Origin of the sequence: Enterococcus sp. DIV1368b (assembly GCF_050529595.1) — a bacterium.
Lineage (GTDB): Bacteria > Bacillota > Bacilli > Lactobacillales > Enterococcaceae > Enterococcus_B > Enterococcus_B mundtii.
Genome location: NZ_CP172883.1, coordinates 2,368,752 through 2,395,690 on the forward strand (window position 1 = coordinate 2,368,752; position 26,939 = coordinate 2,395,690).

General features: G+C 38.7%; 25 protein-coding genes, 1 pseudogene and 2 other annotated features. Of the genes and pseudogenes, 2 read left to right on the forward strand and 24 right to left on the reverse strand.

Annotation, left to right across the window (positions count from 1 at the left end; translation table 11 throughout):
- The first annotated feature begins 129 nt into the window (after window positions 1-129).
- Window positions 130-579: a class Ib ribonucleoside-diphosphate reductase assembly flavoprotein NrdI gene (gene nrdI, locus IGJ19_RS10905; RefSeq protein ID WP_071867798.1), complete on the forward strand. Its 450-nt coding sequence runs from the start codon at window positions 130-132 to the stop codon at window positions 577-579.
- Window positions 580-615: 36 nt separating this feature from the next.
- Here nrdI and IGJ19_RS10910 read toward each other — a convergent pair whose 3' ends face one another.
- The 15 genes and pseudogenes from IGJ19_RS10910 to IGJ19_RS10980 all read right to left on the reverse strand — a co-directional run bounded on the left by IGJ19_RS10910 (window position 616) and on the right by IGJ19_RS10980 (window position 14,535).
- On the reverse strand, window positions 616-2,589 hold the full coding sequence (locus tag IGJ19_RS10910; RefSeq protein WP_430603981.1) for a glucose PTS transporter subunit IIA: 1,974 nt from the start codon (window positions 2,587-2,589) through the stop codon (window positions 616-618).
- 13 nt (window positions 2,590-2,602) lie between these two features.
- Entirely contained in the window at window positions 2,603-3,496 is an 894-nt protein-coding gene (gene murQ, locus IGJ19_RS10915) for an N-acetylmuramic acid 6-phosphate etherase (RefSeq protein ID WP_071867800.1), read from the reverse strand.
- The gene (locus IGJ19_RS10920) at window positions 3,493-4,560 is read right to left on the reverse strand and encodes a DUF871 domain-containing protein (protein ID WP_161642049.1); all 1,068 of its coding nucleotides are present in this window, start codon (window positions 4,558-4,560) and stop codon (window positions 3,493-3,495) included. Before IGJ19_RS10920 ends, murQ begins: the two co-directional genes overlap by 4 nt.
- 270 nt (window positions 4,561-4,830) lie before the next feature.
- Entirely contained in the window at window positions 4,831-5,103 is a 273-nt protein-coding gene (locus tag IGJ19_RS10925) for a hypothetical protein (RefSeq protein WP_161642051.1), read from the reverse strand.
- Window positions 5,104-5,122: 19 nt separating this feature from the next.
- Window positions 5,123-5,428 (reverse strand): hypothetical protein, encoded by a 306-nt coding sequence (locus IGJ19_RS10930; RefSeq protein WP_086335019.1) that lies wholly within the window; start codon window positions 5,426-5,428, stop codon window positions 5,123-5,125.
- A 16-nt stretch (window positions 5,429-5,444) separates the two neighbouring features.
- Window positions 5,445-6,803, reverse strand: a complete 1,359-nt coding sequence (locus IGJ19_RS10935; protein ID WP_161642052.1) for a lipase family protein — start codon at window positions 6,801-6,803, stop codon at window positions 5,445-5,447.
- 2 nt (window positions 6,804-6,805) lie between these two features.
- The gene (locus IGJ19_RS10940) at window positions 6,806-7,321 is read right to left on the reverse strand and encodes a hypothetical protein (RefSeq protein ID WP_074799914.1); all 516 of its coding nucleotides are present in this window, start codon (window positions 7,319-7,321) and stop codon (window positions 6,806-6,808) included.
- A 184-nt stretch (window positions 7,322-7,505) separates the two neighbouring features.
- A pseudogene (locus tag IGJ19_RS10945) lies at window positions 7,506-7,976 on the reverse strand (triacylglycerol lipase); the annotation flags it as partial.
- Window positions 7,976-8,491, reverse strand: a complete 516-nt coding sequence (locus IGJ19_RS10950) for a hypothetical protein (RefSeq protein WP_430603985.1) — start codon at window positions 8,489-8,491, stop codon at window positions 7,976-7,978. The gene IGJ19_RS10950 and the pseudogene IGJ19_RS10945, both read right to left, overlap by 1 nt.
- A gap of 105 nt (window positions 8,492-8,596) precedes the next feature.
- Entirely contained in the window at window positions 8,597-9,127 is a 531-nt protein-coding gene (locus IGJ19_RS10955; protein ID WP_430603987.1) for a hypothetical protein, read from the reverse strand.
- Between the two features lie 222 nt (window positions 9,128-9,349).
- Window positions 9,350-9,931, reverse strand: coding sequence for a polymer-forming cytoskeletal protein (locus IGJ19_RS10960; protein ID WP_071867163.1), 582 nt, complete (start codon window positions 9,929-9,931; stop codon window positions 9,350-9,352).
- A gap of 155 nt (window positions 9,932-10,086) precedes the next feature.
- Window positions 10,087-10,614 carry a histidine phosphatase family protein gene (locus IGJ19_RS10965; protein ID WP_161642058.1) on the reverse strand — a complete coding sequence of 176 codons (528 nt, stop codon included), beginning with the start codon at window positions 10,612-10,614 and terminating at the stop codon, window positions 10,087-10,089.
- Between the two features lie 104 nt (window positions 10,615-10,718).
- Complete coding sequence (locus IGJ19_RS10970) at window positions 10,719-12,233, reverse strand: Lsa family ABC-F type ribosomal protection protein (protein ID WP_430603990.1); 1,515 nt, start codon at window positions 12,231-12,233, stop codon at window positions 10,719-10,721.
- A 251-nt stretch (window positions 12,234-12,484) separates the two neighbouring features.
- A complete protein-coding gene (locus IGJ19_RS10975) occupies window positions 12,485-13,585 on the reverse strand; it encodes a glycerate kinase family protein (protein ID WP_430603992.1) in 1,101 nt (366 codons plus the stop codon).
- 59 nt (window positions 13,586-13,644) lie between these two features.
- A complete protein-coding gene (locus IGJ19_RS10980; RefSeq protein ID WP_071867167.1) occupies window positions 13,645-14,535 on the reverse strand; it encodes an oligosaccharide biosynthesis protein Alg14 in 891 nt (296 codons plus the stop codon).
- Window positions 14,536-14,830: 295 nt separating this feature from the next.
- Between IGJ19_RS10980 and IGJ19_RS10985 the strand changes: the two genes are divergently transcribed.
- Window positions 14,831-16,195 (forward strand): amino acid permease, encoded by a 1,365-nt coding sequence (locus tag IGJ19_RS10985; RefSeq protein ID WP_071867168.1) that lies wholly within the window; start codon window positions 14,831-14,833, stop codon window positions 16,193-16,195.
- Window positions 16,196-16,473: 278 nt separating this feature from the next.
- On the opposite strand, the gene nhaC is transcribed toward IGJ19_RS10985, so the two are convergent.
- From nhaC to IGJ19_RS11030, 9 genes are all read right to left on the reverse strand, one after another.
- Entirely contained in the window at window positions 16,474-17,886 is a 1,413-nt protein-coding gene (gene nhaC / locus IGJ19_RS10990; RefSeq protein WP_071867169.1) for a Na+/H+ antiporter NhaC, read from the reverse strand.
- A gap of 406 nt (window positions 17,887-18,292) precedes the next feature.
- On the reverse strand, window positions 18,293-19,498 hold the full coding sequence (locus tag IGJ19_RS10995; protein WP_071867170.1) for a M20 family metallopeptidase: 1,206 nt from the start codon (window positions 19,496-19,498) through the stop codon (window positions 18,293-18,295).
- A 23-nt stretch (window positions 19,499-19,521) separates the two neighbouring features.
- Window positions 19,522-20,361, reverse strand: coding sequence for a MetQ/NlpA family ABC transporter substrate-binding protein (locus IGJ19_RS11000; protein WP_071867171.1), 840 nt, complete (start codon window positions 20,359-20,361; stop codon window positions 19,522-19,524).
- A gap of 15 nt (window positions 20,362-20,376) precedes the next feature.
- On the reverse strand, window positions 20,377-21,057 hold the full coding sequence (locus IGJ19_RS11005; RefSeq protein ID WP_071867172.1) for a methionine ABC transporter permease: 681 nt from the start codon (window positions 21,055-21,057) through the stop codon (window positions 20,377-20,379).
- Window position 21,058: 1 nt separating this feature from the next.
- Complete coding sequence (locus IGJ19_RS11010) at window positions 21,059-22,132, reverse strand: methionine ABC transporter ATP-binding protein (RefSeq protein ID WP_430603995.1); 1,074 nt, start codon at window positions 22,130-22,132, stop codon at window positions 21,059-21,061.
- 63 nt (window positions 22,133-22,195) lie between these two features.
- Window positions 22,196-22,435 (reverse strand) — a binding site (T-box leader).
- A gap of 37 nt (window positions 22,436-22,472) precedes the next feature.
- Window positions 22,473-22,707, reverse strand: a binding site (T-box leader).
- Between the two features lie 123 nt (window positions 22,708-22,830).
- On the reverse strand, window positions 22,831-23,505 hold the full coding sequence (locus IGJ19_RS11015) for an HAD family hydrolase (protein ID WP_071867173.1): 675 nt from the start codon (window positions 23,503-23,505) through the stop codon (window positions 22,831-22,833).
- A 114-nt stretch (window positions 23,506-23,619) separates the two neighbouring features.
- On the reverse strand, window positions 23,620-25,092 hold the full coding sequence (locus IGJ19_RS11020) for a helix-turn-helix domain-containing protein (protein ID WP_071867174.1): 1,473 nt from the start codon (window positions 25,090-25,092) through the stop codon (window positions 23,620-23,622).
- Window positions 25,070-25,633, reverse strand: coding sequence for a hypothetical protein (locus IGJ19_RS11025; RefSeq protein WP_430603997.1), 564 nt, complete (start codon window positions 25,631-25,633; stop codon window positions 25,070-25,072). The genes IGJ19_RS11020 and IGJ19_RS11025 overlap by 23 nt, the downstream gene beginning before the upstream one ends.
- Window positions 25,634-25,754: 121 nt before the next feature.
- Complete coding sequence (locus IGJ19_RS11030) at window positions 25,755-26,846, reverse strand: DUF916 and DUF3324 domain-containing protein (RefSeq protein ID WP_071867176.1); 1,092 nt, start codon at window positions 26,844-26,846, stop codon at window positions 25,755-25,757.
- Window positions 26,847-26,939: the final 93 nt, after the last annotated feature.

Sequence of the window (26,939 nt, forward strand, 5' to 3'; positions counted from 1 at the left end):
TAATTGAAATTTAATTGTAACTATTTTTTTCTAATTATACAAGGAAAGCGACCGCTTCTCTTCCTCTTCTTCTCTACCCAAAAAACAAAAAAATGCTATACTGGATAAGAATGATTGGAGGACGATATCATGAATATCTTATATATCTCAATTTCTGGTAATACCCGAGGATTCGTCAAAAAATTAGCAGCTTTTGCTACGGAACAACATGAAAAAGATGCTTCACTTCCCTTAGTCCACCTAAAAGAGATCCATGAAAATAGCGACTTTGAAAAAGAAACCAAACCTTTCTTTGTGTTTGTGCCAACCTATCTAGAAGGAGGCAATGGCATTGATAGTGGTGACCAAGAGATTTTGACAGAAACCATGCGAGAATACTTGGAATATCAAGAAAATCATGCGCTTTGTCTTGGTGTTGTCGGTAGCGGAAATAAAAACTTTAACTATCAATATTGTTTGACAGCGAAACAATATGCTGAACAATTCGGCTTCCCTATGGTAGAAGATTATGAATTACGTGGTACGCCAACAGATGTTGAAAGAATCTACCATGCTTTAGTTCAACGATATAGAGCTTAATAAAAAGCGCAAAATCCTTTGATTTTGCGCTTTTTATTATTTTACACTTTCAACATCCATCACTGGTGTTTTTGCTCTTACTTCACCTGTATGTGTCAAAACAAACGTTAAGACATGCTCCATATTTGTCAGAAGAACCATCATAGCGGTTTCTTTTCCTGCCTCTTTGATCGCAGCTAGATCCACGTCCGCTATCATCGTATCTTTTGTGACAGCTTGTCCTTCACTCACTTTTATATCAAATGGCGTCCCACCTAGTTCCACAGTATTGACTCCCATGTGGATTAATAGCTCTAACCCATCAGCTGTTGTTAATCCGATGGCATGTTTCGTTGGGAAAATAGAGCTGATGATCCCAGAAGTTGGCGCATAGATATGACCATTCGTTGGTTCAACAAAATACCCTTCTCCCATCATCTTTTGAGCAAATACAGGATCACTCGCTTGTTCGATTGATTGCACTGTACCATCTGCTACTGCACATAATTGAACGGCTTGTGTTTGATTTGTTGAGTCAGTACTTGATGCTGTATAAACAGGTGCTTCTTCTGCTAATTCTTCTTTCGCTAATTGTTCTTTAGGAATCCCGAAAAAGAAAGTAGCTAAGAATCCGCCCGCATAAGCAGCTAATAATCCAAGGACGTAGCCAAACCATTTGCCATCTGAAATCAAAGGAATCAACGCTGCGCCAGAAGGACCAATAGCAATGGCACCAATATTCCCGATCAAGCCGATCACCGCACCACCGATACCGCCTCCAATACAAGCAGTAATGAATGGACGACCTAAAGGCAATGTTACACCATAGATCAATGGTTCACCAATCCCTAAAATCCCTACAGGTAACGCACCTTTGATCATTTCAGTCAATTCTTTGTCTTTCTTACAACGTACCCATAAAGCAAGCGCAGCACCAACTTGTCCAGCTCCTGCCATTGCTAAAATAGGCAATAATAATGTACGTCCTGTTTCATCGATCATTTGCACATGGATCGGAGTCAATATTTGATGCAAACCAAACATGACCATCGGTAAGAATAATGTACCTAATACAAATCCTGAGAAGGCGCCACCCACACTAAGTACCCAATTGATCCCTCCTACCATACCATCTGAGATAAAACCAGCTAATGGCATGATCAAGAAAATCTCGATCAGCCCGATGGCAATCAATGAAAGTGTTGGTGTCACAATGATGTCTACTGCATCAGGAACGATTTTGTGTAATTTCTTTTCAACGATCGAAAGCAACCAGACCGCAAAAATCACTCCGATGATCCCACCTTGTCCGGCAGCAAGTGGCGTTCCAGTAAACAAGTTCGTCAAAGGAGCTTCTGGATTCATCCCCGTCAACATGACAACCGCACCGATTACTCCACCAAGTGTTGGCGTTGCGCCAAATACTTGAGCGGCATTGATCCCAGTATAGATGACAAGATAACTAAACATCCCATTTTTAAGAATGTTCATGATATCGATGTACTGTTGCCATGACGCCCCGTCGATAGTTCCCGCGGTGACAAGGTTTGTCAATACCGCAGCGATCCCTGCAACGATCCCTGTACCAACAAAAGCTGGAATCATTGGGACAAATATATTCGAGATATCTTTTAAAATAGATTTGATTTTTGACGGTTTTTGTTTTGATTTTTGTGCGTTCTTCATCTCTTGGGCACGTTCATTGACCTTGTCTTTCCCTGATAAACCAGTTGTAGCATCAAGTGTTCCAGGGATTTTTTCACCTAGTTTGACTCCTGCTTGGTCAACCATTTCTTGTGCGACTTTGTTTACTTTCCCTGGTCCGATGATGACTTGTAACTGTTCATCTTCGACTACTCCTAACACGCCCGGTATCGCTTTCAATTTCGCTATGTCGACCAACGATTCATCAATGACTTTCATCCGAACCCGTGTCATACAATGGACAACGCTGTCTACGTTGCCCATGCCACCAGCTCCAGCATAAATTTGTTTTGCCAGTTCTGTCAAAGTCAATTCATTTTTTGCCATTTCCTTTTCCCCCTTACAACGTTCGTTTTACAAAGCCGTCTGCCTCAGCTAGTTTCCTTTTCGCTGTCTCTTTGTTACTATTCGTCAATAACATAACGATGGCTAGTTTAACATTTTGTTCCGCTTCATAAAAGTATTTTTCTGCTGTTTCATAATCCACTTCGGTTGCTTCCATGATGATTCGCTTTGAACGTTCGACTAATTTGTCATTTGTTGGCTTGACATCGACCATTAGATTATTGAATACTTTTCCGATACCGATCATACTGATTGTAGAAATCATATTTAAAATCAATTTCTGTGCAGTTCCAGATTTTAAACGTGTCGAACCTGTTAAAAATTCTGGTCCGGCATCTACCTCAATAGGAAAATCAGCATGTTGACTGATCTCAGCTTCTTTGTTACAAGAAATCGTTGCCGTCTTTGCGCCGATTGAACGAGCATAGTCCAAGCCACCAATCACATAAGGCGTGCGACCGCTAGCCGCGATACCTACGACCAAATCATTTTCCGTCAAGTTCAACTGGATCAAATCTTCTTTCCCTAACTCAAGTGAATCCTCTGCACCTTCAACTGCGACAGTCATAGCCGCTTCACCACCTGCAATCAAACCAACGACCATTTCAGGCTCTACACCAAATGTAGGAACACACTCGGCTGCATCCAATACGCCCAAACGTCCACTTGTGCCAGCGCCCATGTAGATCAAGCGTCCATTTTTTTTGAAAGAAACAATCGCTGCTTCAATCACTGGTTCAATACTCGGTAGTTCTTTTGCGACAGCTGCCGCCACTTCATGATCTTCTTGGTTCATCAAGCGAGCGGCTTCAGAAACACTCATCTCATCCAAACCAAATGTCTTTTGATTTCTACGTTCCGTTGTTAATTTATCTAAATCGATCGTCATTTCTCAATTCCTTCTTTACATTTAAATTTATAAATCATTCCTGCATGGATTTGTTGGATCAATGGCAAATCAGCCGAGATCACTCGTGCCACACAATTGACTTTTTCATCTGCTGGTAAATCTTCTTTCATTAGTTGGATTTCACCCATATAGCGAAGATACGCTTCATTATCTAACGTGACCGTACCTATTTTCCGTTCATCTGTTAATCGAGCAGGAATAGGAGGGATTTCTCTAAATCGTGCATCTGCACTACGTACCACAGCTTTAGCTTCATCTTGTCGATTCGTATGTGTACCTAAAATGATTGGACCAAATGTTGGGTCCGACAATGTCACATGTAATAAGATACCGCCTGTTTCTTTATAATACAAAAATTGTTCCTGGGTGGTCAGCGATAGCCCACCGTCACCAATATAGATCAGATCGGTTTCACATGAAGCTAAGTCTAGCGCTGCTGCCAAAGGATGTTGATAGCGATGTTCTTCCAATGTTGGAAGTCCTTTGTATAAAGGGCCTCTCAACACTTCATCTCCTGGTACAAATCCTTGAATCGTAAATCCTTGTTCTGCTAACCATTGATTTTTTCTTTGGTACCACGATTTGTCTAACCCTGTTTCTGGGCGCGGATAATAATTGTGCCAAGCTTCCATCTGAGTAAAATCAGCACCTGCTTCTTTTAATTCTTGCACATCTTGTTCAGTGATCGTGCTTGCATTCAAACTGATTTTCAATTGATGAGACCACTTCGCAATCTGTTGGTTCGACAGGTGATAATCCATCCGCAGCCCTGTCACACCAATCTCTTTTAATGGCTCAAGATTTTCTAAGGAGAACCCTGCCAACTCTAATGCCTTACCCGATATATCTACCATCAACTCTAATCCGGTTGCTTTTGCTTCTTGGCCAAGTTCCGTCAAACGCCTTTTATAAGCTGATGGATCATCTTCTGGAATATGCATGGATGTAAAGATGCCAATAAATCCCTTCTCTGCCATTTCATGGATATACGTTTTCGTTTCTTCGGACAACTCTTGATTCATAAATACAGAAAAACCAAACATGTACTCTCCCCCTCACCATGTATCCGCATTCATTTATAAATTGATTATACTTCGTATGAAATAATTTTTCAACATAAATATAAAATATATTAAATTTCATTTCTTGGTAGTGTAAAAAAAACGAATCAATGAATTCATCTAAGCAACTAATCCAAAAAAAACCGAAAATAGTCCAACCTATTTTCGGCTTTTATAGATTATTCAGTTGATCAATTCTGACAGAATCCTTTAATCAATTTATGTAAGAATAAGTTTTTTGTGTTTCTTTGACTAACCTTTGTCTAAGGCTTTTTCTTGTTCGTCTAAAACTAGCGACACTTTGTTGCCAAATTGCCCTTTGAGGGTCTCCTTCAATCCTGTACCTGCTGAAGAAATCGTGTGTTTTGCTCTATTTGTCTCATTCTTCCCAGATTGATTTGTCGTTCTTATTTTCAATCCCTTCTCACTTTTCAGCGCGATTCCAAGTGAACGAGTTAAGCATTTTTCCATATCTTTCTGATATTTCTCCCACCATTGATCAATCATTTCAATCATTTCAAACATTTCAAAACCTCCATTCTTTTTAATCCAATTGTGCCAGTTTCTTACGATAGATCTGCTCGTTATCTTCTAGGTCAAGCTGGATTTTCTTTCGTTGATGGCGCAATTCCGTCGACAGATCCTCTTCTAAACGAGAAATCATGATACGTCCATAGTCAAAAGCCTCTTGTGGTTCAGAAAAAGTTTGCAAAATCAATCGGAGATCTTTATAAGTCGCTTCCGCTAGCTCATGGACTTTTCTTTCTGTTGCAATCATTGCTTCTTCTTGCTCTGATAACCCTCGTTTCGTTGCTTGATATGTTTCATAAAGCTGTATTTCCTGACTCAATTTTCCTCTCCTCCTTTTATACCCCAAACAATTGATTCGCTAATTCTTTGTCACGTGCCACCATTTCATTAATCTTTTGGGTGATTTCATCGGCGAGTGTTTGAAACTGTTCTGACATCTGATCAATTTGGCGGATCTTATCTCTAAATTCCTGTGTCGGTTCATCGACGATCTCCCATTTCGTACAACCAACTTCGGCTAATGTTTCAATCACCTCGTTATAGGTCAAATTGGGCGTATAATTACGTATTCTCCCCAACCAGTCATTCCATAACTCTTCCAACTCCGTGATTCCGTTTTGGTAAATCACGCGAACATTGCCCATCGCCTCATCAAATTTACTTGCTGCTGTCTGTACTACAGCTAATGCTTGGCTATCCTCTAAATAAATTTTTTCTGACCGAGAAAGTCCGTCGCCACTTGCAGTCAGCTTCTGCCGTAACTCTTTTAATGTCAAGAATTCTTTGATTTGAACCTTGAGCCACTCATTTTCTTCTTTCAAACGCTTGATTTCATCTAGCGTATGCTCGCCACTGACTGCTAGTAATTTGATCATTGCTTCGTTTTCCAAAAGTGTTTGTTGCCACAAAGTTGGGGCTAACAAGATACTTCCATTACCATCGACGTATACGATGATCTGTCCATGCTTATCGATATAATTTCCCTCTTCATCTGTTCTGAATTGATCCAGCGAATGGCCAAATGTTTCCCAGCCCGAATTATCGATTCCAAAACTATTGATTGGAAGCATCCCTTTCCCACCAGTAAAAATCCCACTCGTGACGACATCCGAAGTGTCGTAGAGATTGATCAGGGTACCAGGATGATTATCAAATAATGCTTGCGCAAGCCCTGGTCCCGCCGCGCCGTACGTCACACTGTCATAACCATTGAGCCCTGCGACAAAAAGTGCTTTAGCTCCACCTAACGAGTGCCCAGTCGTTGAGATCGTATAGCCATCTGATTTGGGATACTGCTTTTCAATTTCACGGGCGTAGTTCAAAGCGGAGAAAAATGCGCCATCTGGATGTTTATTACTTCGACCAATTTCCTCAAGGTTTGTATGCCAATCTTTGAGCGAAGTCGTGCCAGCATAGGCAATCGTAAGGTTTTTGGTGATGACGGAGTCGGGGAAGCCGGGGACTTTTCTTAAATCATTATCATTAAGTTTTTTGAATTCATCTTTAATTTCTGCTACTACCATTGCCTGCGTACTATTTTTCTTTGGCTTAGATTCATTGCCGATTTTGTCTTTATTGGTATCTATGGTATTTATAACTAAATAATCTTGTTTTTCTCCAATTTTAGTGTTCATTTCAATTTCTCCATGCTCAACTTTATAAACCTCATTGGAAAAATCTCTATTTTGATCCATAATTATAAACCTCCGTAATAATATTCAATTATTTCAGTAGGTGTTTCTATTCCATTAGGAAATTCTCTTACTTCTATAAAATACTTGTCTTCAGTTTTTTTTCTACCTATATCGACATTGTAGCGCCATTTATTTGTTTCTGCGGATTTTACTCCCAAAGTTGCGATATGCTTGTTAGAATTATTCAAATTAAAATGTACTTCTAAAAAATTCATCGGACTAATCGAATACCCAGTAAATTCTATTTTGTTTATATCTATATATTTCCTAACACTTACAACTTTTTCTACATATTCTTCTGTTGTCAACTCTCCATTACTATATTGTTGTGTAAACTTATCAGTTTCCTTATCATTCGTCGTATATAACCGATAGTTATTGTACACATAATTCGCCAAATCTTTCTGTATTTCCAGCAATTCTTGAAGATCTTCTTCTCTTTTATCCATATAGATTTTTCCTCCAATTCCTCCTAAGATAAATATCACTAACACACCTAGCCAATACCGTTTCTTCATATATCCTCCTTTCAGATTTCATTAAGTTTTATATATAATCAGAATAAGCTTCTTACTCATTCTGGAAATTTTTATGTAAGATATAATTTTTTTATTGAATGCTCGGTTTTAATAGTTATGTATGGCCACGATAAAAAATTAATTATTTCAGTAGATACTTTGTCATTGTCTTTGATTGCTGCGGCAAGAAGTGTACTTTAGCTCCACCTAACGAGTGCCTAGTCGTTGAGATCGTATAGCCTTCTGATTTCGGGTACTGCTTTTCAATTTCACGGGCATAGTTCAAAGCGGAGAAAAATGCGCCATCTGGATGTTTATTACTTCGACCAATTTCCTCAAGATTTGTATGCCAATCTTTGAGCGAAGTCGTGCCAGCATAGGCAATCGTAAGGTTTTTGGTGATGACGGAGTCGGGGAAGCCGGGGACTTTTCTTAAATCATTATCATTAAGTTTTTTGAATTCATCTTTAATTTCTGCTACTACCATTGCCTGCATACTGTTTTTCTTTGGCTGGGATTCATTAGCGATTTTGTCTTTATTGGTATTCACAGTACCTATAACGATATGATCTGTTCCAAGAGGTCTATTACCATATTTAACTTCGCCACTCTCTAATTTATAAATAAATTCAGATAAGTATCTATTTTGATCCATTAATTTATTCCCCCTGTATAATAGATTATTTGATCATCTGAGATACCGATTTCCTGTTTTTCGTTTTTTTCATCTATAAAATAAGGCCCATTACCTCTGCCACTAGCTATTCTATAAATAAACTTATCTGTTTCAGCAGATCTTGTGTTTAGCCCTACTTCTTCTTGATAAACATCATTAACTGTGAAATAGATGACTAATGAATTCATCGGACTAATCGAATATCCAGTAAATTCTATTTTGTTTATATCTATATATTTCCTAACACTTACCACTTTTTCTACATATTCTTCTGTTGTCAAATCCCCATTACTATATTCTTGTGTAAACCTATCAGTTTCCTCATCATTGGTTGTATATAACCGATAGTTATTGTATACATAATTCGCCAAATCTTTCTGTATTTCCAGTAATTCTTGGCGATCTTCTTCCCTTTTATCCATATACATTTTTCCTCCGATTCCTCCTAAAATAATTACTACTAATAATACACCTAACCAAAGCCGCTTCTTCATAGATCCTCCTTTCAGGTTTTATCTTGTTCTATATATGTTCAGACTAAGCTTCTCGCTTATTCTGTTGCTTTTTTATGTAAGATATAGTCCTTTTATATTTAACACTTATTTTTTCATAGTTATATCACTTTCATGATAAAAGATAATTATTGCATTAGGTATTTCGACTACATTAGGTGTTTTATTTATTTCTATATAATATTTATTTTCTGATTTTTCTATTCCTATGTCGATATTATAAATCCAGTTATCAGTCTCAGAAGATTTAACACCTAATGTTGCAATTTGCTTATTTGAATCATTTATCAAAAAATGTACTTCTAAAAAATTCATTGGACTTACTGTATATCCAGTAAATTCTATTTTGTCTATATCTATATATTTCCTAACACTTACAACTTTTTCTACATATTCTTCTGTTGTCAAACCCCCATTACTATATTCTTGTGTAAACCTATCAGTTTCCTCATCATTGGTTGTATATAACCGATAGTTATTGTATACATAATTCGCCAAGTCTTTCTGTACTTCCAACAATTCTTGTCGATCTTCTTCTCTTTTATCCATATACCTCTTCCCTCCGATTCCTCCTAAAATAATTACTACTAATACACCTAGCCAAAGTCGTTTCTTCATATATCCTCCTTTATCTATAAATATCTTTTACCCCATATTATTTTCTATCATAGGGTTACTCTCTTTTTTGTTATATACGTTTTTTCGCTCAATTGTTTTTATGTAAAACTTCTCACTATGCCTATGGACGTATCACTAAGGATTGATATCGGATGTTTTTTAATGAAAAAAGACATCTAAAACAGAAGGATTTCTGCTTTAGATGTCTTTATGACTATAAGATTATTCGCTAACTGTTACGTCGCCTGTTACTGATGCGTCGTTTTCGTCAAGTTTTGCTGAATCTTGGTATTCTTGTTTTTCAAATGTTACGTTACCCTCTACTTTTGCTCCGTCTAATACAAAGCCGTTCGCTTTTACAAGTACGTCACCTTTGATTGTTCCGTGAACGATATTTGTGTTTTCTGATTCAACGATCAATGTTGGAACAGTGATTGTGTATTCAGCAGTTACGTTACGGTCATCGTCTTGTGAGTACAAAGCAATTTTGCGGTAGATGTCTGCACTTGCATCATCTTTGTCATGGAATTCGCCTGCGATAGTTACATCATTTGAGAATGTCACATCACCTGTTGCTGCAACGATCCAGTTACCGTCAGCTGACATTGCTTTTTCTAAAACAGCTGGATCATCACTGATTGAAGCTGTTGATACAACATCTGCTGAACTTTCTGTTGTACTTACTTCTGTTGTTGATGAAGCTGAACTAGAATTAGCTGAATCATTGTTGTCAGCACCACAAGCTCCTAAAGCCAAAAGTGCTGTTGCTGTTAAACCTAATAAAGATAATTTTTTTGATAACATTAAATTTCTTCCTCTCTTTTTGTATTCCTATGAAATTATACCATGAAAGCGTACTTATGTGAAATAATCTTCATGAAAAGAAAAAATATTTTATATAGCAGAACATTTACGATAACATCCTCTAGTTATTCTTGTTACGCCAAGAATAAAAACAGCTAGTCAAAGGTAACTAATTCCGTATTTTCAACAAAAAAGTCAAAGAATGTGTCATTTGGCATCGGATGAAAATAGGCATTGATGATTCGGATCAGTGCATTATGGCAAACAAGCAAGTAGACATTGTCCTCATCTTCTAAGCACTCTTTCAATAAAGGAGTGATCCGTGCATACACATCTAAAACCGATTCCCCATTTGGAAAACGTACCGCAAAATTTTGGCGTGCACGTTGAAAGTCTTCGTCTTCGCTAGGACGCCCATCATAATCCCCAAAATCCATCTCGATCAGTCGTTCATCCGCTGTCATAGGTAGATTGACTTTTTTGGCTACCGCTTGTGCCGTATCTCTTGCGCGTTGCAAAGGGGAATGGATGATCTTGGTGATCGGTATTTCCAAGTTTGCAACTTTTTCAGCGAGTTTTTCTGCTTGTTGTTTCCCTTTTTCTGTTAATTCGATGTCTGCATGGCCACAAACTAAGCCTTGAGCATTCCAAGTCGTTTCGCCATGTCTAGTAATATATAACATTAGATAACTCTCCTTTATTTTATGCTCTTTCAATTTTATCATACAATTTCAGTCCAAATGGATCATCTGCTTGGAATCGACGACGTTCGATTAGCCTTAGTGATTCAAATGTGTGTTTCTCTTCTTCTCAAGTCGATTCTTTTCGTTGCGACTTTTTCTAAAAATCGCTGGTCATGGTCGACGATCAACATCGCTGGTTTGACTTGTAATAAAAGCTGCTCGATTTGTTCTTGATTGAACACGTCCAGATAATTCAATGGCTCATCCCAGATATAAAGATCTGCGGATTGTGCAAATGATTTGGCTAATTCCACTTTTTTTCTTTGCCCCATACTCATGTTTTCAATGGAGGTATGAAACACGTCTCTTTCCATTCCTAATTTACGAAGATTATTTGAAAAGAGTTCCAAGTCTAGCTGATTCTTTTGCGCAAAATCTGTTAATGTTCCGGTGTTATCTTCATAGTTTTGGCGAACATAACTGATGCTGATTGTTGCCGGACGCGTGACATCCCCCTTGGATTGACCAGTAAATTCCCCAAGTAAATACTGGATGATCGATGATTTACCACTACCATTAGGTCCAGTTATTGCCACACACTCTTGTTGCTCGATGCTAAAGCTGATAGGATCGAATAACATCTCTTCATAGCCTAATTGTAGATTTTCTACTGTCAATAAGCGTTTATGATGCGACTGATTTGGGCACATGTTCAATGAATCGATCGACTCTAGATCTTTCAATAATTTCTCTTTCTCACTAATTTGAGTTTCCATCCGATTGACGATCGCTTTTGAACGTTTCATTGTACGAGCAGCATCCGCTCCAATTGCGCCACGATTGACACGCCGTGCTTCGGTATCAATAAAGCCAACACGTTTTTTTGTTTTGTCTCCTTCTCGAGAGTTAGCCCACTCCGCTTTTTCAGCTGCGGTTTTTTTCAAACGTCCGACTTCTTTTTTGATTTTTTGGTTTTGTGCTAACTCAAATTCATCTTTTCTACGCTTTTGTTCTTCGTAGACGGAATAATTTCCTTGATAGATCACTAATTGACTTTTTTCGATGACCAAAAGATGGTCAACGACTTCATCAATAAACTGACGATCATGACTGACAACAATAAACCCTTGTTTTTTCTTATTCAGGTATTCAGCTACTTGCTGACGCCCAACCACATCTAAGTGATTTGTTGGTTCGTCAATCAGTGGAAAATGCTGCTCATCGGTAAATAAGAGAGCCAGCAATACTTTTGTTTTTTCTCCGCCGGAAAGGGAATCGTAAGGGCGCCAGAGAATTTCCGAATCTGCCTGCATCAGCATCAACTCACGCTCGATCTCCCATAACTCACCATCTGAAACTTCTAACAACACATCATAGGTTAGTCGATTCGTTTCCCTGACCTGTTGTGGAAAATAGACAAATTCTTGTTGATGGGTCACTTTTCCTTGATAAGGTAGTTTGTTTTGCAAAATAGTTAATAACGTCGTTTTGCCACGACCATTTCGACCAATCAGTCCTAATTTCCATGTGGAATCAATATTTAGGTTTGCTTGATCGAATAACAGATTGTCTTGGCTGTCATAGCCAAACGTCAATTGTTTGATTTCGATTTTAGACATTTATCTTCACCTCGTTATAAAAAAGACCAGTCCTATTTTCAGAACTGGTCAAAGAAGATGAGTACAAAAAGAGACCCACTCATTGAAAGCAGCCAATTCTGAAAATCTGCATACTATCCCCTTGAACAAACAAGGTATAGTTAAAATGCAGCTTCAACAAATTGACTTACTTTTTCAATGCGCGGATCCCTCACTTTGTCTTTATTTGCCACTAGGTTACCATAGGTGTTTTAAGACTGTCAACCAATAAATTATTGCAACAAGCCACTGATTGCCTGTGAAAGTATTCTGACGTTCTCTAGTGTTTCTTGATGATCCAATGCCTTATCAAGAGAAGTTGGGCCAGTTTGGATACTAAATACACTAGGAAGAATCGTCGTTAATTGACCTAAATCTTTTTCCCGACTCCCACAGATTGCTACAACTTTTTTGTTGTGTTTTTTTGCCAAAGAAGCCACACCATAAGGCACTTTCCCATGAATTGTCTGTTGATCAATCCGTCCTTCTCCTGTGATCACGATATCGGCTGATTTGATTTTATTCTCTAAGTCTACTAACTCAGAAACAGTCATAAATCCCGCTTTCATCGTAGCTCCGACAATGGCTAAAGCGCCTCCGATTCCACCAGCTGCGCCACTGCCAGGGAGTTTATTCAAATCGATTGCTGTGCGTTCTTTGATTTGTTCAGCGACCTTTTCTGCTTGTGCTTCCAAAAATGCTAGTGTTTCTGGTGAACCACCTTTTTGTTTGCCGAACAGCTGAGTCGCACCTTGTTTGCCAGTGTAAGGACTCGTAACATCCGCTGCGATCGTCAATCGTTGCTCGATTCGCTCTAATTGAGAGACGTCGATTGTCTCGATGGATAACAAAGGATTCCCTTCTGTCACACCATTTAGTTTCGCCCCTAATGACTGCAATAAACCCAAGCCTCCATCAGAACAACCGCTACCACCTAATGTTACGATAACTTCGTCTACTTGCTGATTCAAAGCATCTTTGATCAACTCTCCTAAACCAAAACTTGAAGCTAACCGGATCGTTTGATCTGTCGGTTCGGTCAACAAGTCCAATCCAATAACTTCCGTCGATTCAATGATGGCTAACTTACGGTTCTTTTTTTGTGTCAGTAAATAACGACATGCTTTTTTCCGAAAGAGCAAATCCGGACAAAAAAGTGTTCGCCATTCCCCGCCTAAAGTAGCGTAAATCACTTCAGCAGTTCCTTCGCCACCATCTGCGATAGGTTGATTGACTGTTTGTTCCGCCTCCCCCCAGCCTTGCAATGCTGCTTGGTTGAGTTCAATACACGATGCGCTACCTTTAAACGAATCGATTGCTGCAAGTAATTTCATTTAGAGACTCCTTTTTCTGTGATGATTGAACAACGTGTTTTTCTTTAACTATATCATATCTAACGTGCTTCAATACCGCTATATTCATAGATAGAAAATACTTCAGGATCATAATCGATAAACCGCTGTGACCAATTTTCTACATCAAAAAATTCGATGATCTCACGATCGACGGTTTGATAAGGGCTATTTAAGAATGCAGGAAGTTCATCCAAATTCCTTTCTTCCAACAAGAAAATATTTTGTGGATTGTAGAAACGATACCCGGAAATCGCTTTGTTATCAGTGACTAATTTCTTTTGGAAGAAAATCGATTCAAATGTTCGTAATGTCACACCACTTTGACCTTCTCGCAACAATTCTAAAATACCTGTCGAACCATTCGTCTTTTGCAAATATTCTGTATAGGTCAGATACCCTTCTTGATCATTTCCACGACTTGGTAAAATAAAAAAATTTGTTGAGATACCTAACTGTTCAAATGTGGCTTGATAATCATCTGCTCGTTGTTTTCTGCCGTTATCAGTTGCGCCAAAGAAGAGATCAGTCGTGACTTCAGCTTTTGGTAATTGCATCTCTTTTGAATAAAACGAACTATTATGCTTAATCCCTAACTCTTTTGCTTCTAAAATATCAAAATGGTAAATGTCATCAATTGCTGGTTCTGCTTCTGCTTTCTTCAATAACTGAAGGTGTTCTTCTTTGAAATGGTTCCAAAAGAAGAGAATGATCTTCGCATTTGTGTACGGTCGAATGCGAGAAGCAAATGCCACATCAAAACCATAATCTAAAAAAATAATTAGTTTATATTGATCGAGTTGCTGTTGGAACGATGACATAAAGGAATCATCCATCAAATCTTTTGCTGAGATGACGTCCATTGTTTGTACGTATGGGAAAAAATATAACGCCTTATTTTTCGCTATAAGCAATCGTTCGTGTTGGCTCATAGTTATCAACTCCTTATTTTTACTTACTCAAAACAAACCTATTAAGTATGGGTTTCCTCTTATAATAGCCCTGCATGAAAGGAAAAAGCGAATGAAACGCTTTCGTTTCAAGTTATTTTTTATAGAAATATAACAATAATTATCAAAACAGATAAGAGTTCTATGATTGTTTCATTAAAAATTACAAAAAAGTTTTCAGAATAGTTGTAATTGTCAGACAATTTGTTATTATAGAGAATATTATTTTATAACCTATTTGTTTTTTCAGCTATGTTTTTAGAAAAGAGGGTTTTTGATGGAAAGTACAGAACAAACAAAATTAAAAAAACAGCTAAGCTCTAGACACATCACGATGCTTGCTCTGGGTGGTGCAATTGGTGCTGGTTTATTCAAAGGAAGTGGTGAAGCAATTGGGATCGCTGGTCCTGCAGTTTTGCTTGCCTTTTTGATCGGTGGTGGTATTTTATTTATTGTTATGAGTGGTCTAGGTAAGTTAGTTTTAGACGGTGGGGATACACAACATGGATTATCTGGCTTGATTCGCCCTTATTTAGGTAATCATTCTGCGGACTTCGTCGACTGGGTCTATTATTCCATGTGGATGATCAATATCATCGCCGAGGCTGTAGCAGCAGCTTCCTTCTTACAATTATGGTTCCCGCATGTACCTGCATGGTGTTTCATCTTACTTTTAGCTATTTTAACGACTCTGATCAATCTTTATTCTGTCCGCTTGTTTGCTGAAACCGAATATTGGTTGGCTTTTGCGAAGATCAGTGTCATTATCTTGATGATTCTTTTCGGGATATATCTCGTCGGACAACAAATGTTAGGAACTGGAATTTTTCCTACATTAAGTCAATTGACTGATCACGGTGGCTTTACTCCCCATGGATTAAAAGGGGTCGTTAGTTCATTACTTGTCGTTATCTATTCATATGGCGGGTCGGAATTGATTGCAATCACCGTCAGTGAAGCGGACGATCCTAAAAAAGCCATACCAAAAGCGATAAAAGGGGTCATGGGCCGAATTGTTTCCTTCTATATTATTCCGCTTTTCTTATTGCTGATTCTTTTCCCTTGGAACACTTTAGCTGGTTCTGCAGTTAGCCCGTTCGTCTTGGTGTTTGAACAGATGAATATCCCTTTTGCTAGTGATATCGTGAACTTCGTCATTGTCTTGGCACTCTTTTCATCGATCAATTCTGGCGTTTATGCTTCTTCCCGTCTATTGTTTTTCCGTTTGAAAGACAAAAAAGGCACCGCCAAGAAACTGGCAAAGTTGAACAAACATTATGTGCCACAACGTGCTGTATTATTTTGTACCAGCGTGCTATATCTAGGTGTCATTCTTTCCTATTTCGTAGGTGACAAACTTTTTGGTTACTTAGCCGGTTCCCTTTCTTATACGGTACTCGTGATTTGGCTAATGATCAGCGCTGCCGCTTTTCGTTTAGCATTGAAGAAAGGCACTTGGCAAGCCAAAAGCTTTAATTTATTTGCTTTGATCGCGTTAAGCTTGATCTTGATTGGGATACTCATGACAAATTCAATTGGTGTAACGGTCTTGACAGCTTTGTTATATGCGGTGATTTTCTTTAGCTATCAAAAGAAAAAAGATGTCTTTGCGATAAAAAATGAGCCTTTTTCTTCGATTTGATTGATGATAAAGATAGATAACTAAAACTTCCCCATGAACCAGCTAGAAAATACGAGATCACTTGATAGATCTTTGAGCTTTCTAGCTGGTTTTTATTAGTCTTTTTAGAGAATTTTGAGCCTGGATGACCCATTCGTCAAAAAAGATCACCCTCATTTTTTGCAACGATACTTGAATAGTTGTTGTTTCACTTCATCGATACGTTCAATTGATGAGTCAAACCCTTGATTATCCAAAAAAAATAGTCCCCCGCTGATCGGGTGACTATTTATTTGAGTTTATATCGTTTCCTTCGCAACGTTCAATTGTTCCTGCTTTTCTTTATTTTTTGCAATACCTAAACCAGTAATGGCACTGACCATCGAAAAGACGGGAGAAAGCAAACTAAAGAATACAAATGGTAAGTAGGTCATCGTTGGTATCCCAAACGTGCTGGCAACAAAACTACCGGCAATCCCCCAAGGAATAAGGTAATTGATGACTGTCCCTCCATCTTCTAAAGTACGACTCAAAACAGTTGGATCAAGTCCTGCTTTTTTGTATGTTTCTTTGAACGCATTTCCGGGTAAGATCACAGATAAGAACTGTTCACCGATAAACAGATTGACGCCAATACTTGTCATCAGTGTCGTAAAAATCAGTTTAGGTGTCGTCGTCATTTTCTTCGATACCACTTCCATAACTGTAGAGATCAACTCAAATTCGATCAATAAACCACCTAATGAAAGCGTCAGAATAATCAAGGAAACTGTAGGCATCATACTTTCGATCCCACCGCGGCTAAGTAACGCATCGATTTGCGCGTTTCCTGTTTCAGATAGAAAACCAGATTCGAGGACTGTCGCTAGTCCTGAGAAGGAAGTGCTTGGATCTTGGATAAATATCATTCCAACTGCTACGGCAATATTCAACAGGATCGTTAAGATCGCTGGAACTTTTTTCCAAGCACAAACCAGCATCAAGAATAAAGGTATTAGAGACCAGATTGAAATCGTAAAGTTGTTTTCTAAAATGGTTGTTACATTTTGGATTTCTGTCAAGCTAGCACCTTTATCTGTATGTCCTAAAAATGCAAACAAAATCAAAGAAACAATAAATGCCGGAAGTGTTGACCACATCATATGTTTGATATGTTTGAATAGATCAGCATCAACAATTGCTGCTGCCAGATTTGTCGATTCAGATAATGGCGACATCTTATCTCCAAAAACTGCTCCAGAAACAATGGCACCGACAACTAATGCAGGATTCAATCCCAACGTTGTGCCGATACCGAAAAAGGCGATACCGATCGTTGACATGACGGTAAAGGCGCTACCGACTGCACTGCCGACGATGGCACACACAACAAAAACTGAAGGCACAAACCACGGGACACTAATAATTTTAAAACCATAAACCATCAACGTTGGGATGATGCCCGCTTGGATCCAGACCGCAATCAATGCGCCGACTAAAATAAAGATAAAGATCGGGATGATCCCCGGTTTGAGGCCATTGATGATTCCTTCATGTAATCGATCGGTTGGCTGTTTCTTCACTACTGCGTAGACCATGACCATACCAATAGCAATCAAAATCGCGATATTCGGTGAAATCTTAAAGCCAACTACTCCGGCTGCTATCGTTGCAACGATAATTATTAATACACTCACTGCTTCTATAAAACTAGGTTTTTTTATTTTTTCCATATCCATTCTCCTTTTTTAAGTTTGTTACGTCTTAAAAAAGCTTCGATATCGAATGACTCCGCCACAATTCATCTGTGTTTCCTCCCTAAAAAGACAAAAAGATCTGTTTTCAACTAAGGACGAATTTCTCCGCGGTACCACCTTAATTAAAAACAGATCTGTTTTTCACTTTGATTTGAATGATTTAATTGTTAAAACTTTTCCTGTAATTCATAGAACTGGCTTGGTCGGTTCGCAGCAACCACCGACTTTCTGAACAAAACACCAAAACTACTACTGGGTGAAAAGTGAACTTTCATGAAGTTTACCTGCATCTGTCCAGTTTGTCAATCTAAATGTATTTTTTCTGAAAACAAATGTTTTGATTTATCACGATCTAATCCTTTCACCCATCCATCATCTCCCGTTATTTTTTTGCAAGGATTGCTTGATGCTCCTGCTTTATTTTATCTAGAAGTTCTGGTTTTTCAAATAGATCTAAGGCAGTATTTGCCAATAGTTCAGCAGCAATTGCAATCGAAGCTAGTCCTTTTTCACTGCGAGCAGCTGCTTTAAATTCTTCAGAATGACCGGCAATATATTCATCAGAAATCGAGACGGTTGGTTGGATCGTCGGAATCACATGACTCACGTTACCAACATCAGAAGAGCCTAGACTTGTTTGTTCTTTTGTTTCGATTTCTTCATCAGGTACACCTGCTACATCCGCATGGCGGAAGAACAGCGCATCAAATGAAGGCGTCACGATCACATCATCAACCGAATTTTGGAACAACCCAAATTCATAACTTGTTCCCGTACTCAAAGCCGCACCTTTCACGATATTTTCGACTTTTTGATACACCGCATTCAATGTCTGGCGATTTTTTGCTCGCAAGTAAAATCGACCCGCCGCATATTCAGGAATCACATTCGCAGCGACCCCACCATCCGTAATGATGCCATGGATATTAACGTCTTTTGGCAATTGCAGGCGCAACGCATTGATTCCATTAAACACTTGAAGCAACGCTTCTAAGGCATTCACTCCTTTTTCTGGTGCGGCGGCTGCATGGGAAGCAACACCATGGAACTTGATGTCCACCGGATCGTTCGCTAATGATTCTGTCGTTTTGCCGTAACGGTATGCGGGATGGACACAAAGGGCAGCATCCACATCTTCAAAAAAGCCTTCCCGTACAAAACTTCCTTTAGCTGATCCGTTTTCGCCTCCCTCTTCGCCAGGTGTGCCATATACCCGGATTTCTCCACCGATTTCAGCAATTCGTTCGCGCAAGACACTGGCAGCTAAGACAGAATACGTACCAAACAAGTTATGTCCACAAGCATGACCGATTCCTGGTAAAGCGTCAAATTCTGCTAAAAAAGCAATCGTTGGTCCTGATTTTCCTGAAGCGTAACGAGCATCAAATCCTGTTCGATGACCAGCTACATCTTTTGTCACAGAAAATCCTTCTTTTTCTAATTGTTTGATCAAGGCATCTGACGAATAAAACTCATAGTTACTGACCTCTGGATGATCATGGATATCTAGTGCTAGTTCTTGATATTCAGCCAATCGTTGGTGGATTGCTTCCTTAAAAGAATGTGTTGTTAAAGTAGATGTTGTCATATTGGCTTCCTCCATTTTGCTTTTTATTTTTTACCAAATGTTTCCCAAGCAGGTACGCTTGATCCTTTTGATGTTTCTTCGATCACTTTTGCTGTTTCTTCCGTTTGATAAGTGTCAACGATCTTTTGATAGATTTCGTTATTTTCATCTTCTTTTCTTGCTACAATGATGTTGACATATGGTCTGGCACTGTCATCGACAGGTTCTAAAAAGATCGCATCACTCGTTGGGTTCAATCCTGCATCAACTGCGACACCACTATTGATCACTGAAAGATCCACGTCATTCAATGCACGAGCTGTCTGTGAGGCATCCAGTTCAGAAATGTCTAGGTTCTTTGTATTTTCAGTAATATCTGAAGTAGTCGGTGTTTGATCTTTCGCTGGATCGACTTTGATCAAACCAGCTGTTTGTAGCAATAGCAATGCCCGTCCGCCGTTTGTGACGTCGTTAGGAATCGCTACTTTTGCGCCATCCTTGATATCATCAATGGATTGGATCGTATTGGAATAGATTCCTAAAGGTGCATTCACTGTGTTTCCGATCGAGACTAGATCCGTTCCGTGTTCCGTATTGTAATTGTCTAAAAAGAATTGATGCTGAAAAGCATTGAGGTCGATCGAGCCATCCGCTAATGCAGCATTCGGTTGATTATAGTCGGTAAATTTCACGTATTCTAAGTCAATGTCTTCTTTTGCTAAACGTGCTTTGACATCATCCCAAACGTCAGTGTCCTCTCCAATGATCCCAAGTTTTACTGTCGTTTGTTTGTTTGTGTCTGTTTCGGCATTTCCTTGGCTACAGCCAGCCAACCAAATAAGTGCAACAAAAGCGAGTACTGTATAACGAATGATTTTTTTCATGATGATTCCTCCAGTTTAATGTGATATTTTTTTGATCAATAAGTTGCTGATCCATTGACTTAAGAAAACAAGGATCAAGATCAACAAAGTGGCGACGATAGTCACGTCTGTTTGAAAACGATTGTACCCACGAGAGATCGCTAGGTTTCCTAATCCTCCTGCGCCAACCGCTCCTGCCATGGCAGTCAAGCCAATGACATTGATGATCGTCAATGCAGAGACACGAATGATCCCTGGCAATCCTTCGATCAAATAGACTCTAAAAACGATCCCTAATGGACTGGTTCCCATTGATTCGGCCGCTTCAATCACTCCAGGATCTACTTCTAACAACGCATTTTCTACTTGTCGAGCGAAAAATGGCACAACGCCAAAGATCAAAGGGACTAAAGCAGCTTTCGCACCAATCGTAGTACCAACTAAAAAGCGAGTCGTCAATGCCAGTAAAGAAAGTAAAATGATAAAGGGAATCGAGCGGACAACATTGATGACTTTGTCTAGCACTTCATAAAGTAAGCGATTTTCAAGCAATCCTTGGGGCCGTGTCACAACCAATATGATCCCAAAACCGAGACCGATTGCACCTCCGATCAACGCGGTCCAAAAAGACATATACAACGTTTGCTTCGTCGCTTCAATAAATTCATCAGGTATCGAATAGACATTGGGTAAATAGGTTTCTAAGAAATGGGTCATATCAGCGTCCTCCTTGAATCACTTTCATTTCCTTACTTGCTCCATTTTTTTGTAAAATCGTTGCTTGTACACCGGATTCAATGAGATAAGCCAAGGCTTTTTCTCGTTGATGGATCTCTCCTGATAAAGTAACGATCAATCGTCCTAATGGGGTTTCTTGCAATAGTTCTACATTGCCGTATAAAATATTCGCACTCACTTGGTATTTGCTATAAAGTTGTGCGATCAACGGTTCATTTGTTTGTGTGCCCACATAACTCAATTCCACTAACCATTTATTGGTCAACTGATCTGCAAAAGCACGATGCGAGCAAATCGTTTCTAATGCTTGGTCAACGTGGGTGGCTGTTCGGATAAACTCTTGCGTCAAAACTTCTTTTGGTGCACTGAAAATCTGAACGCTACTTCCCTGTTCGATTACTTCCCCGTTTTCCATCACGGCTACTTTGTTGCAAATTTCTTTAACGACTTGCATCTCGTGTGTGATCAAAACGATCGTCAACCCTAATTGCTGGTTCAATTTTTTCAACAAAGCTAAAATCTGATGAGTCGTTTTTGGATCTAAGGCACTCGTTGCTTCATCACAAAGTAACACTTGCGGATCACTAGCTAATGCACGAGCGATAGCAACTCTTTGCTTTTGTCCTCCTGAAAGTTGTTTTGGATAAGCAGTTGCTTTTTCTTCTAACCCGACTAATGTTAGAAGCTCATTGACTTTTTGACGACGCTCCTGTTTCGATTTTTTCGTATATTTCAACGAGAAATCGACGTTGTCAAAAATCGTGCGACTTTCCATTAGGTGAAAATGTTGAAAAATCATCCCAATCGATTTTCGTTCTTTCCGTAATTCTTTCGGGGATAGTTTCCCTAACTCTGTTCCATTGATGATGACTTTGCCACTTGTTGGTTTTTGTAACAGGTTCATGACACGAACCAACGTACTTTTCCCAGCACCTGAATAACCTACGATACCGTAAACATCCCCTTTAGCAATCGAAAGATCCACCTGTTTCACTGCCTGGATCGTCTTTTCTTTTTGTTGGAAAGAAACATTTATTGCTTGTAATTCAATCATTTTTACTCCTCCTTCGGTTTGACGATAAAAAAAGGCATCCTCAAGAAAATGACTCATCACTTTCTTGAGGACGCCTTTTTGCGTGTTACCACCTCATGTTCAAGTTACACTTACATGTAACTCCTCTTCGAGTACAAACATACTCTAGCAAGCTAACGGTTGCGACCGTCACCATCTCACAATTTTGCTCGGGGTGAATTGCTCAATAGCCATTTTCCAAATATGCCGCCTTGCTTCTTCTCAGCTACCGAAGCTCTCTGTTAAAGGTTTATGTATTTGTACTTACTATTTCAACGCAAAAAATATAAAAAAAATCCTTTTATCAGCATAAATCTACTGATAAAAGGACGACGTATCGTGGTACCACCTTTATTCGGAAGTTTCCTTCCCTCAATCCAACATCTCTTGACGAGAGATTGGTTGTCCGTTTTAACGGTCAGACATTTCCGAACTTGCCTACTTATCGACAAGTTATCCTCCAAGGCCATTTTTCAACTTTTCTTACTTGACTCTTTCCACCAACCAGAGCCTCTCTTTGAAGTTTCCAAGTTTACTTTCCTTATCAACGAATCCATATTTTGTTGTTGAGAACACTTTATCTAACTGAAAACAAAAAGTCAAGCAAGAAATTTAAAAAAATAAGCACTCAGTCGATTGATCAATAAAAAAATCGTTGGTGGCACTGGATTTCCAGCCGCTTATTTTTTTCCTTTTTCTTTTTCTAACATCTCCAACACGATCAAAAGATCGGTACCTTCCGCTAAGATCGATAAATCTGCTTTTTCCCTTTCGGTATAAGCCCGATCAAAGCTTGAATCTGGAATCAAAACAACACCCATTCCTGCTCGTGATGCGGCGGTCGCACCAACCAAAGAATCTTCCACTGCAAAGGCTTCTGACGCTGTCAATCCCGACCGCTCTAGCGCAGTTAGATAAGGAATTGGTGAAGGTTTATTTTCAGACACTTCATCCCCAAAAGTATATGTATGGAAATAAGGCTTCAAAGAAAATTGATCCAAGATATTGGTTGCTCGTTTTGTGACCGTCGTCGTTGCTAGACCAAGAATGAGTTTTTGGTCGTTCAATTCTTTCAACACTTCTTTGGCATGAGGTTTCAATTGGATAGCGCCACTATGCAGTTGTTGGTAAAAATATTCTTCGCGTTTTTCACGAACCTTTTGTACCATCTCCGCTGTTCCCGCCATTTTGATCAACAAATCATAGCTTTGTTTCCAATTTTTCCCACCCCATGTATCAACGATTTCTTGAGGTATTTCGATATCAAATTGCTTGAATCCCCATAGCCAACCGTCACGATAAGTTCTTTCTGTATCAACTAATAGTCCATCTAAATCAAATATTGCACCCTTCATATCCACTGATCCTTTCAAAAAAACAATATCTGTAGTGTATCATGTTTTTTCATTCAAACCAATGGGATCTCAAGCATTTTTGTTATGAGTGATAATTACACTCACCCTCCGCACTCAATTATTTGGATTCATTTTAGTTATTTTATTTCTACGAATCTTTAATAATTGATTCGTAAAATTGGCCCAATCGACCGCCCTTGGAGGAACTAACCAAATGATTTGGAACAAGTCTCCAAAAGAACAGATTTCCTTATCTGTCAAGAGTAGATCTGTTTCATCATCTGCCTTCGTTTGGTAGATGATATTCAAGTCTGAGATTTTCTGGATATTATTTTTGATCAACGCATTAAATTGTGGTCCAAAGGAAAAATCAATACAAATACGGAGCGGTTTCAATTGCTGATCGATGGGTAATATATCCATCATCACTAGCACATAATGAAAAAATAAAAATTCTTTTGCGAGCCAAATTTGCTTGTTCTTTTTTTGTTTTTGGATGTAATCTCTGCAAAACAAAAAGTATTCCGGATACATTTCATAAAAATAAGTGACATCCAGGTTGTTATTGTCATCAATATTTTCTTCTTTGAAATATTTGATCTTCAAATGCAAGACTGTCAGCTGTCTCCTGATTTCTTTTAGCTGATTCTCTGAGAGAATGAATGCTTGCCCAAGTTCTTCAAGAAACAAGTCATTCAACGCGATTACTTCCTTTAGCGTCACTTCCTCAATAAGTTCCGGCTCATTGATTGCTCCTTCGACAACAAGATAAGCAAAGATCTGTTGCGCTTCGTTATATAGCTCTTTTTCCGTATCGATTTTTGCCTCTTTTTCAAGCCAGGAAAATATGCTTCGAAAGAAATCATTTGTTTGTAACATTTTTTTATTGAATGTCAATTGACTTTTTTTATTCTCGGACATTCGCCAACCTTGCTTTATTCGAATCAAGCTGACTGAAAGAAAATGTTGGAGTTTTGTTTCACTAAAACCTGTAAATGAAGCAGCGAATTTCGGTTCAAGGAATCGAATCAATTCTTCTACTTGCTCTGTGATTTCTGTTGGATAAACCGAATAAGCCCGTCCGTATAATTTGGTGAAATAAAACGTCACCAATCCACGTACAGAGCCTTCTTCCCCACTTAGTAAGAATTTTTTTGTGACTGTCAGTTCTTTATCTGCTAATCTCGTACGCATGTCTTTCAGCTTTTGGTAAACGAGGGGATGACTGATATAATTTTTGATCGCATAATCATTGACAGATTCGAACGTTTCAAAAAATATTTCTTGTAACATTAAAAAACCAAAGGAATGGCGGACATACATTTCACCTAAAATCGTCGAATTCCCTCGACCACTCTCAATCAGTCGGACGTTGTTTCCTTCGAAAAACAGTTGAAATTCATCCGTTAGCCCATAGTCCACAAAATCATGTGACAATTCTTCCATTGACTTATTCAGCAAAAAATAAGAGATATCCAATTCTTCCACCACTTTTTCATGATTTTCAATTAAAAGTGGCTTTGCTTCCAAATAACGTAGCAACTCTAACTTTCGTTGCGCTGGCTTATCTAAAAATAGTTTGAACATTTTGATTTCCTCTACCTTCTGGTTTTTCTCCATAGAGTATCGTACCTGAAAATAAGTAGCTCATTGCTGCCATCTGACTATTATCTGAACTAGCAGAACCAGAACCACTCGACTGTGGCAACATCACTTGGCTATGAGAGTGATCATCAGAAAAAAATTGATCATCTAAGGTTATTTTACGTGATGTACTAGCAATCTGGCTAATAATATCGCCCTGATTATCCAATGATTTGGGTTTGCTTGGTTGCTTTTTTTTAGGCATTGAAGAATCTTGATAAGGTAATTTGGCTTGTGCTTGTTCTTCAACTTCCTGCTTTTCGTTATTTATGATTGCAGTATCTTGTGATTGTTCGGTGTGTCCAACCTCTGCTTCTTTCTCATCCGTTACTGGTCGTTGGGGAGTAACTGGTTGAATTTGGATTTCTTCTGTTGGATTCAACGGATCATAAATGATCGTTTCTGCATATATATAGATGGAGGATTCAAAATAGACTGCAACGAACAGAAGTGTTCCTAATATAGCGATTTTTTGTCTTTTCACTTTTCTCCCCCTTTTTTGATTAGACATTTTAAGTAAGTGAAACCCTACGTTTCCAAGCAAAAATTGTCTGACTGATCTTATTTATTTGATCAGTCAGACGTTGTTTTATCAGGGGTTGATATTATTTATTTTCAGATTCGTCTTCATCTTTTTGTTTTTTTCTTTTCCAAAAAATAAGTAGAAATAAAAGAATCAATAATAATAGGATACCGAATAATAGATACATCCACGTATTGTCTTGTTCAATCGTCACATCTTTTTCGTTTAATTCCCTAGCAACTTCACCTTTGATTTCAAAGTCTTTTTCAAATTCCCATTTATATTTATAGATTTCTTCAGAGCCACTAGAAGTTTTAACTTTGTATTCCCCATCTGCAGCTTTTTCACCGTAAGCAGTCATCTTCATCGTATACTTCCCTGCTTCCAACTTTTCACCGTTCAAAGAAATGGGGTAAGCAAAGTGAGAATTAGGGGCCATTTGCATACTTTCCGTTTGGCTGTCGTAGAGCACTTCAGCTGATCCTTTTTTCGTGATCGTTGTTGCTACGTTCAATTGATTCAAGTAAACCGCTTGAGGATTTTGCAAATGTACATTGATCACATTTCTCGCGTTGACTTGTGCCGGTTCCACTTTCGTTGCTTTGAGATCAGGCTTGATAGTTGTCATATTTTGACGGATCAATAATGCAACTACGTAAGAGTACTCATTTTTGATGGCTAAGCCTTTATCTTCTGAAGAAGAGTCCTGGGTGTCATCCGTTTTTTCTTTAAAAGTGATCCCACCTGCCATGACGCCATCAAATTTTTCTGCTGGCATAGTGACTGTGATTGGCACTGTCACTTCCGCATGTTTTGGTAACGTCACTTCTGGCTCTGCTTTCGCATAATCTTTTAAATTGTAAACCAAACTATTATCGGGTTCAATTTTATTTTCACCATACTCCACCACACCATTCAAATTAGTTGTTGCACTGTTGATCGTGGTTTCGATCGTGATGTCGTTGTCTGTGTCATTGCGTAATTGGACTTCGATTGTTTGCTGTTTGTCCGGTTCCATTAATAAATCGAAATATGTTTTTTGTTTATCGATTTGATTTTCGGGAATGACTGGGGTAACCGCAAAATTAAATTCTGATGCAAAAGTTGATTGGACTGGAACCATACTTAGCATCGCAACAATGAGGCTGACAATAAGGATAAATCTTTTTTTCATAATATTTTTAACTCCCTGATAAATTAGATGTTGGCAAGGCTATGACAGAAGCGTTCTATCCCTTCAAAGGTAACCAATATCACTGCGTTGCAC

What these genes read in the sequence shown, in the direction of transcription:
- nrdI (WP_071867798.1), top strand. Translation starts at nt 130, where the DNA reads ATGAATATCTTATATATCTCAATTTCTGGTAATACCCGAGGATTCGTC.
- IGJ19_RS10910 (WP_430603981.1), bottom strand. Translation starts at nt 2,589, where the DNA reads ATGGCAAAAAATGAATTGACTTTGACAGAACTGGCAAAACAAATTTAT.
- murQ (WP_071867800.1), bottom strand. Translation starts at nt 3,496, where the DNA reads ATGACGATCGATTTAGATAAATTAACAACGGAACGTAGAAATCAAAAG.
- IGJ19_RS10920 (WP_161642049.1), bottom strand. Translation starts at nt 4,560, where the DNA reads ATGTTTGGTTTTTCTGTATTTATGAATCAAGAGTTGTCCGAAGAAACG.
- IGJ19_RS10925 (WP_161642051.1), bottom strand. Translation starts at nt 5,103, where the DNA reads ATGTTTGAAATGATTGAAATGATTGATCAATGGTGGGAGAAATATCAG.
- IGJ19_RS10935 (WP_161642052.1), bottom strand. Translation starts at nt 6,803, where the DNA reads ATGGATCAAAATAGAGATTTTTCCAATGAGGTTTATAAAGTTGAGCAT.
- IGJ19_RS10940 (WP_074799914.1), bottom strand. Translation starts at nt 7,321, where the DNA reads ATGAAGAAACGGTATTGGCTAGGTGTGTTAGTGATATTTATCTTAGGA.
- IGJ19_RS10950 (WP_430603985.1), bottom strand. Translation starts at nt 8,491, where the DNA reads ATGAAGAAGCGGCTTTGGTTAGGTGTATTATTAGTAGTAATTATTTTA.
- IGJ19_RS10955 (WP_430603987.1), bottom strand. Translation starts at nt 9,127, where the DNA reads ATGAAGAAACGACTTTGGCTAGGTGTATTAGTAGTAATTATTTTAGGA.
- IGJ19_RS10960 (WP_071867163.1), bottom strand. Translation starts at nt 9,931, where the DNA reads ATGTTATCAAAAAAATTATCTTTATTAGGTTTAACAGCAACAGCACTT.
- IGJ19_RS10965 (WP_161642058.1), bottom strand. Translation starts at nt 10,614, where the DNA reads ATGTTATATATTACTAGACATGGCGAAACGACTTGGAATGCTCAAGGC.
- IGJ19_RS10970 (WP_430603990.1), bottom strand. Translation starts at nt 12,233, where the DNA reads ATGTCTAAAATCGAAATCAAACAATTGACGTTTGGCTATGACAGCCAA.
- IGJ19_RS10975 (WP_430603992.1), bottom strand. Translation starts at nt 13,585, where the DNA reads ATGAAATTACTTGCAGCAATCGATTCGTTTAAAGGTAGCGCATCGTGT.
- IGJ19_RS10980 (WP_071867167.1), bottom strand. Translation starts at nt 14,535, where the DNA reads ATGAGCCAACACGAACGATTGCTTATAGCGAAAAATAAGGCGTTATAT.
- IGJ19_RS10985 (WP_071867168.1), top strand. Translation starts at nt 14,831, where the DNA reads ATGGAAAGTACAGAACAAACAAAATTAAAAAAACAGCTAAGCTCTAGA.
- nhaC (WP_071867169.1), bottom strand. Translation starts at nt 17,886, where the DNA reads ATGGAAAAAATAAAAAAACCTAGTTTTATAGAAGCAGTGAGTGTATTA.
- IGJ19_RS10995 (WP_071867170.1), bottom strand. Translation starts at nt 19,498, where the DNA reads ATGACAACATCTACTTTAACAACACATTCTTTTAAGGAAGCAATCCAC.
- IGJ19_RS11000 (WP_071867171.1), bottom strand. Translation starts at nt 20,361, where the DNA reads ATGAAAAAAATCATTCGTTATACAGTACTCGCTTTTGTTGCACTTATT.
- IGJ19_RS11005 (WP_071867172.1), bottom strand. Translation starts at nt 21,057, where the DNA reads ATGACCCATTTCTTAGAAACCTATTTACCCAATGTCTATTCGATACCT.
- IGJ19_RS11010 (WP_430603995.1), bottom strand. Translation starts at nt 22,132, where the DNA reads ATGATTGAATTACAAGCAATAAATGTTTCTTTCCAACAAAAAGAAAAG.
- IGJ19_RS11015 (WP_071867173.1), bottom strand. Translation starts at nt 23,505, where the DNA reads ATGAAGGGTGCAATATTTGATTTAGATGGACTATTAGTTGATACAGAA.
- IGJ19_RS11020 (WP_071867174.1), bottom strand. Translation starts at nt 25,092, where the DNA reads ATGTTCAAACTATTTTTAGATAAGCCAGCGCAACGAAAGTTAGAGTTG.
- IGJ19_RS11030 (WP_071867176.1), bottom strand. Translation starts at nt 26,846, where the DNA reads ATGAAAAAAAGATTTATCCTTATTGTCAGCCTCATTGTTGCGATGCTA.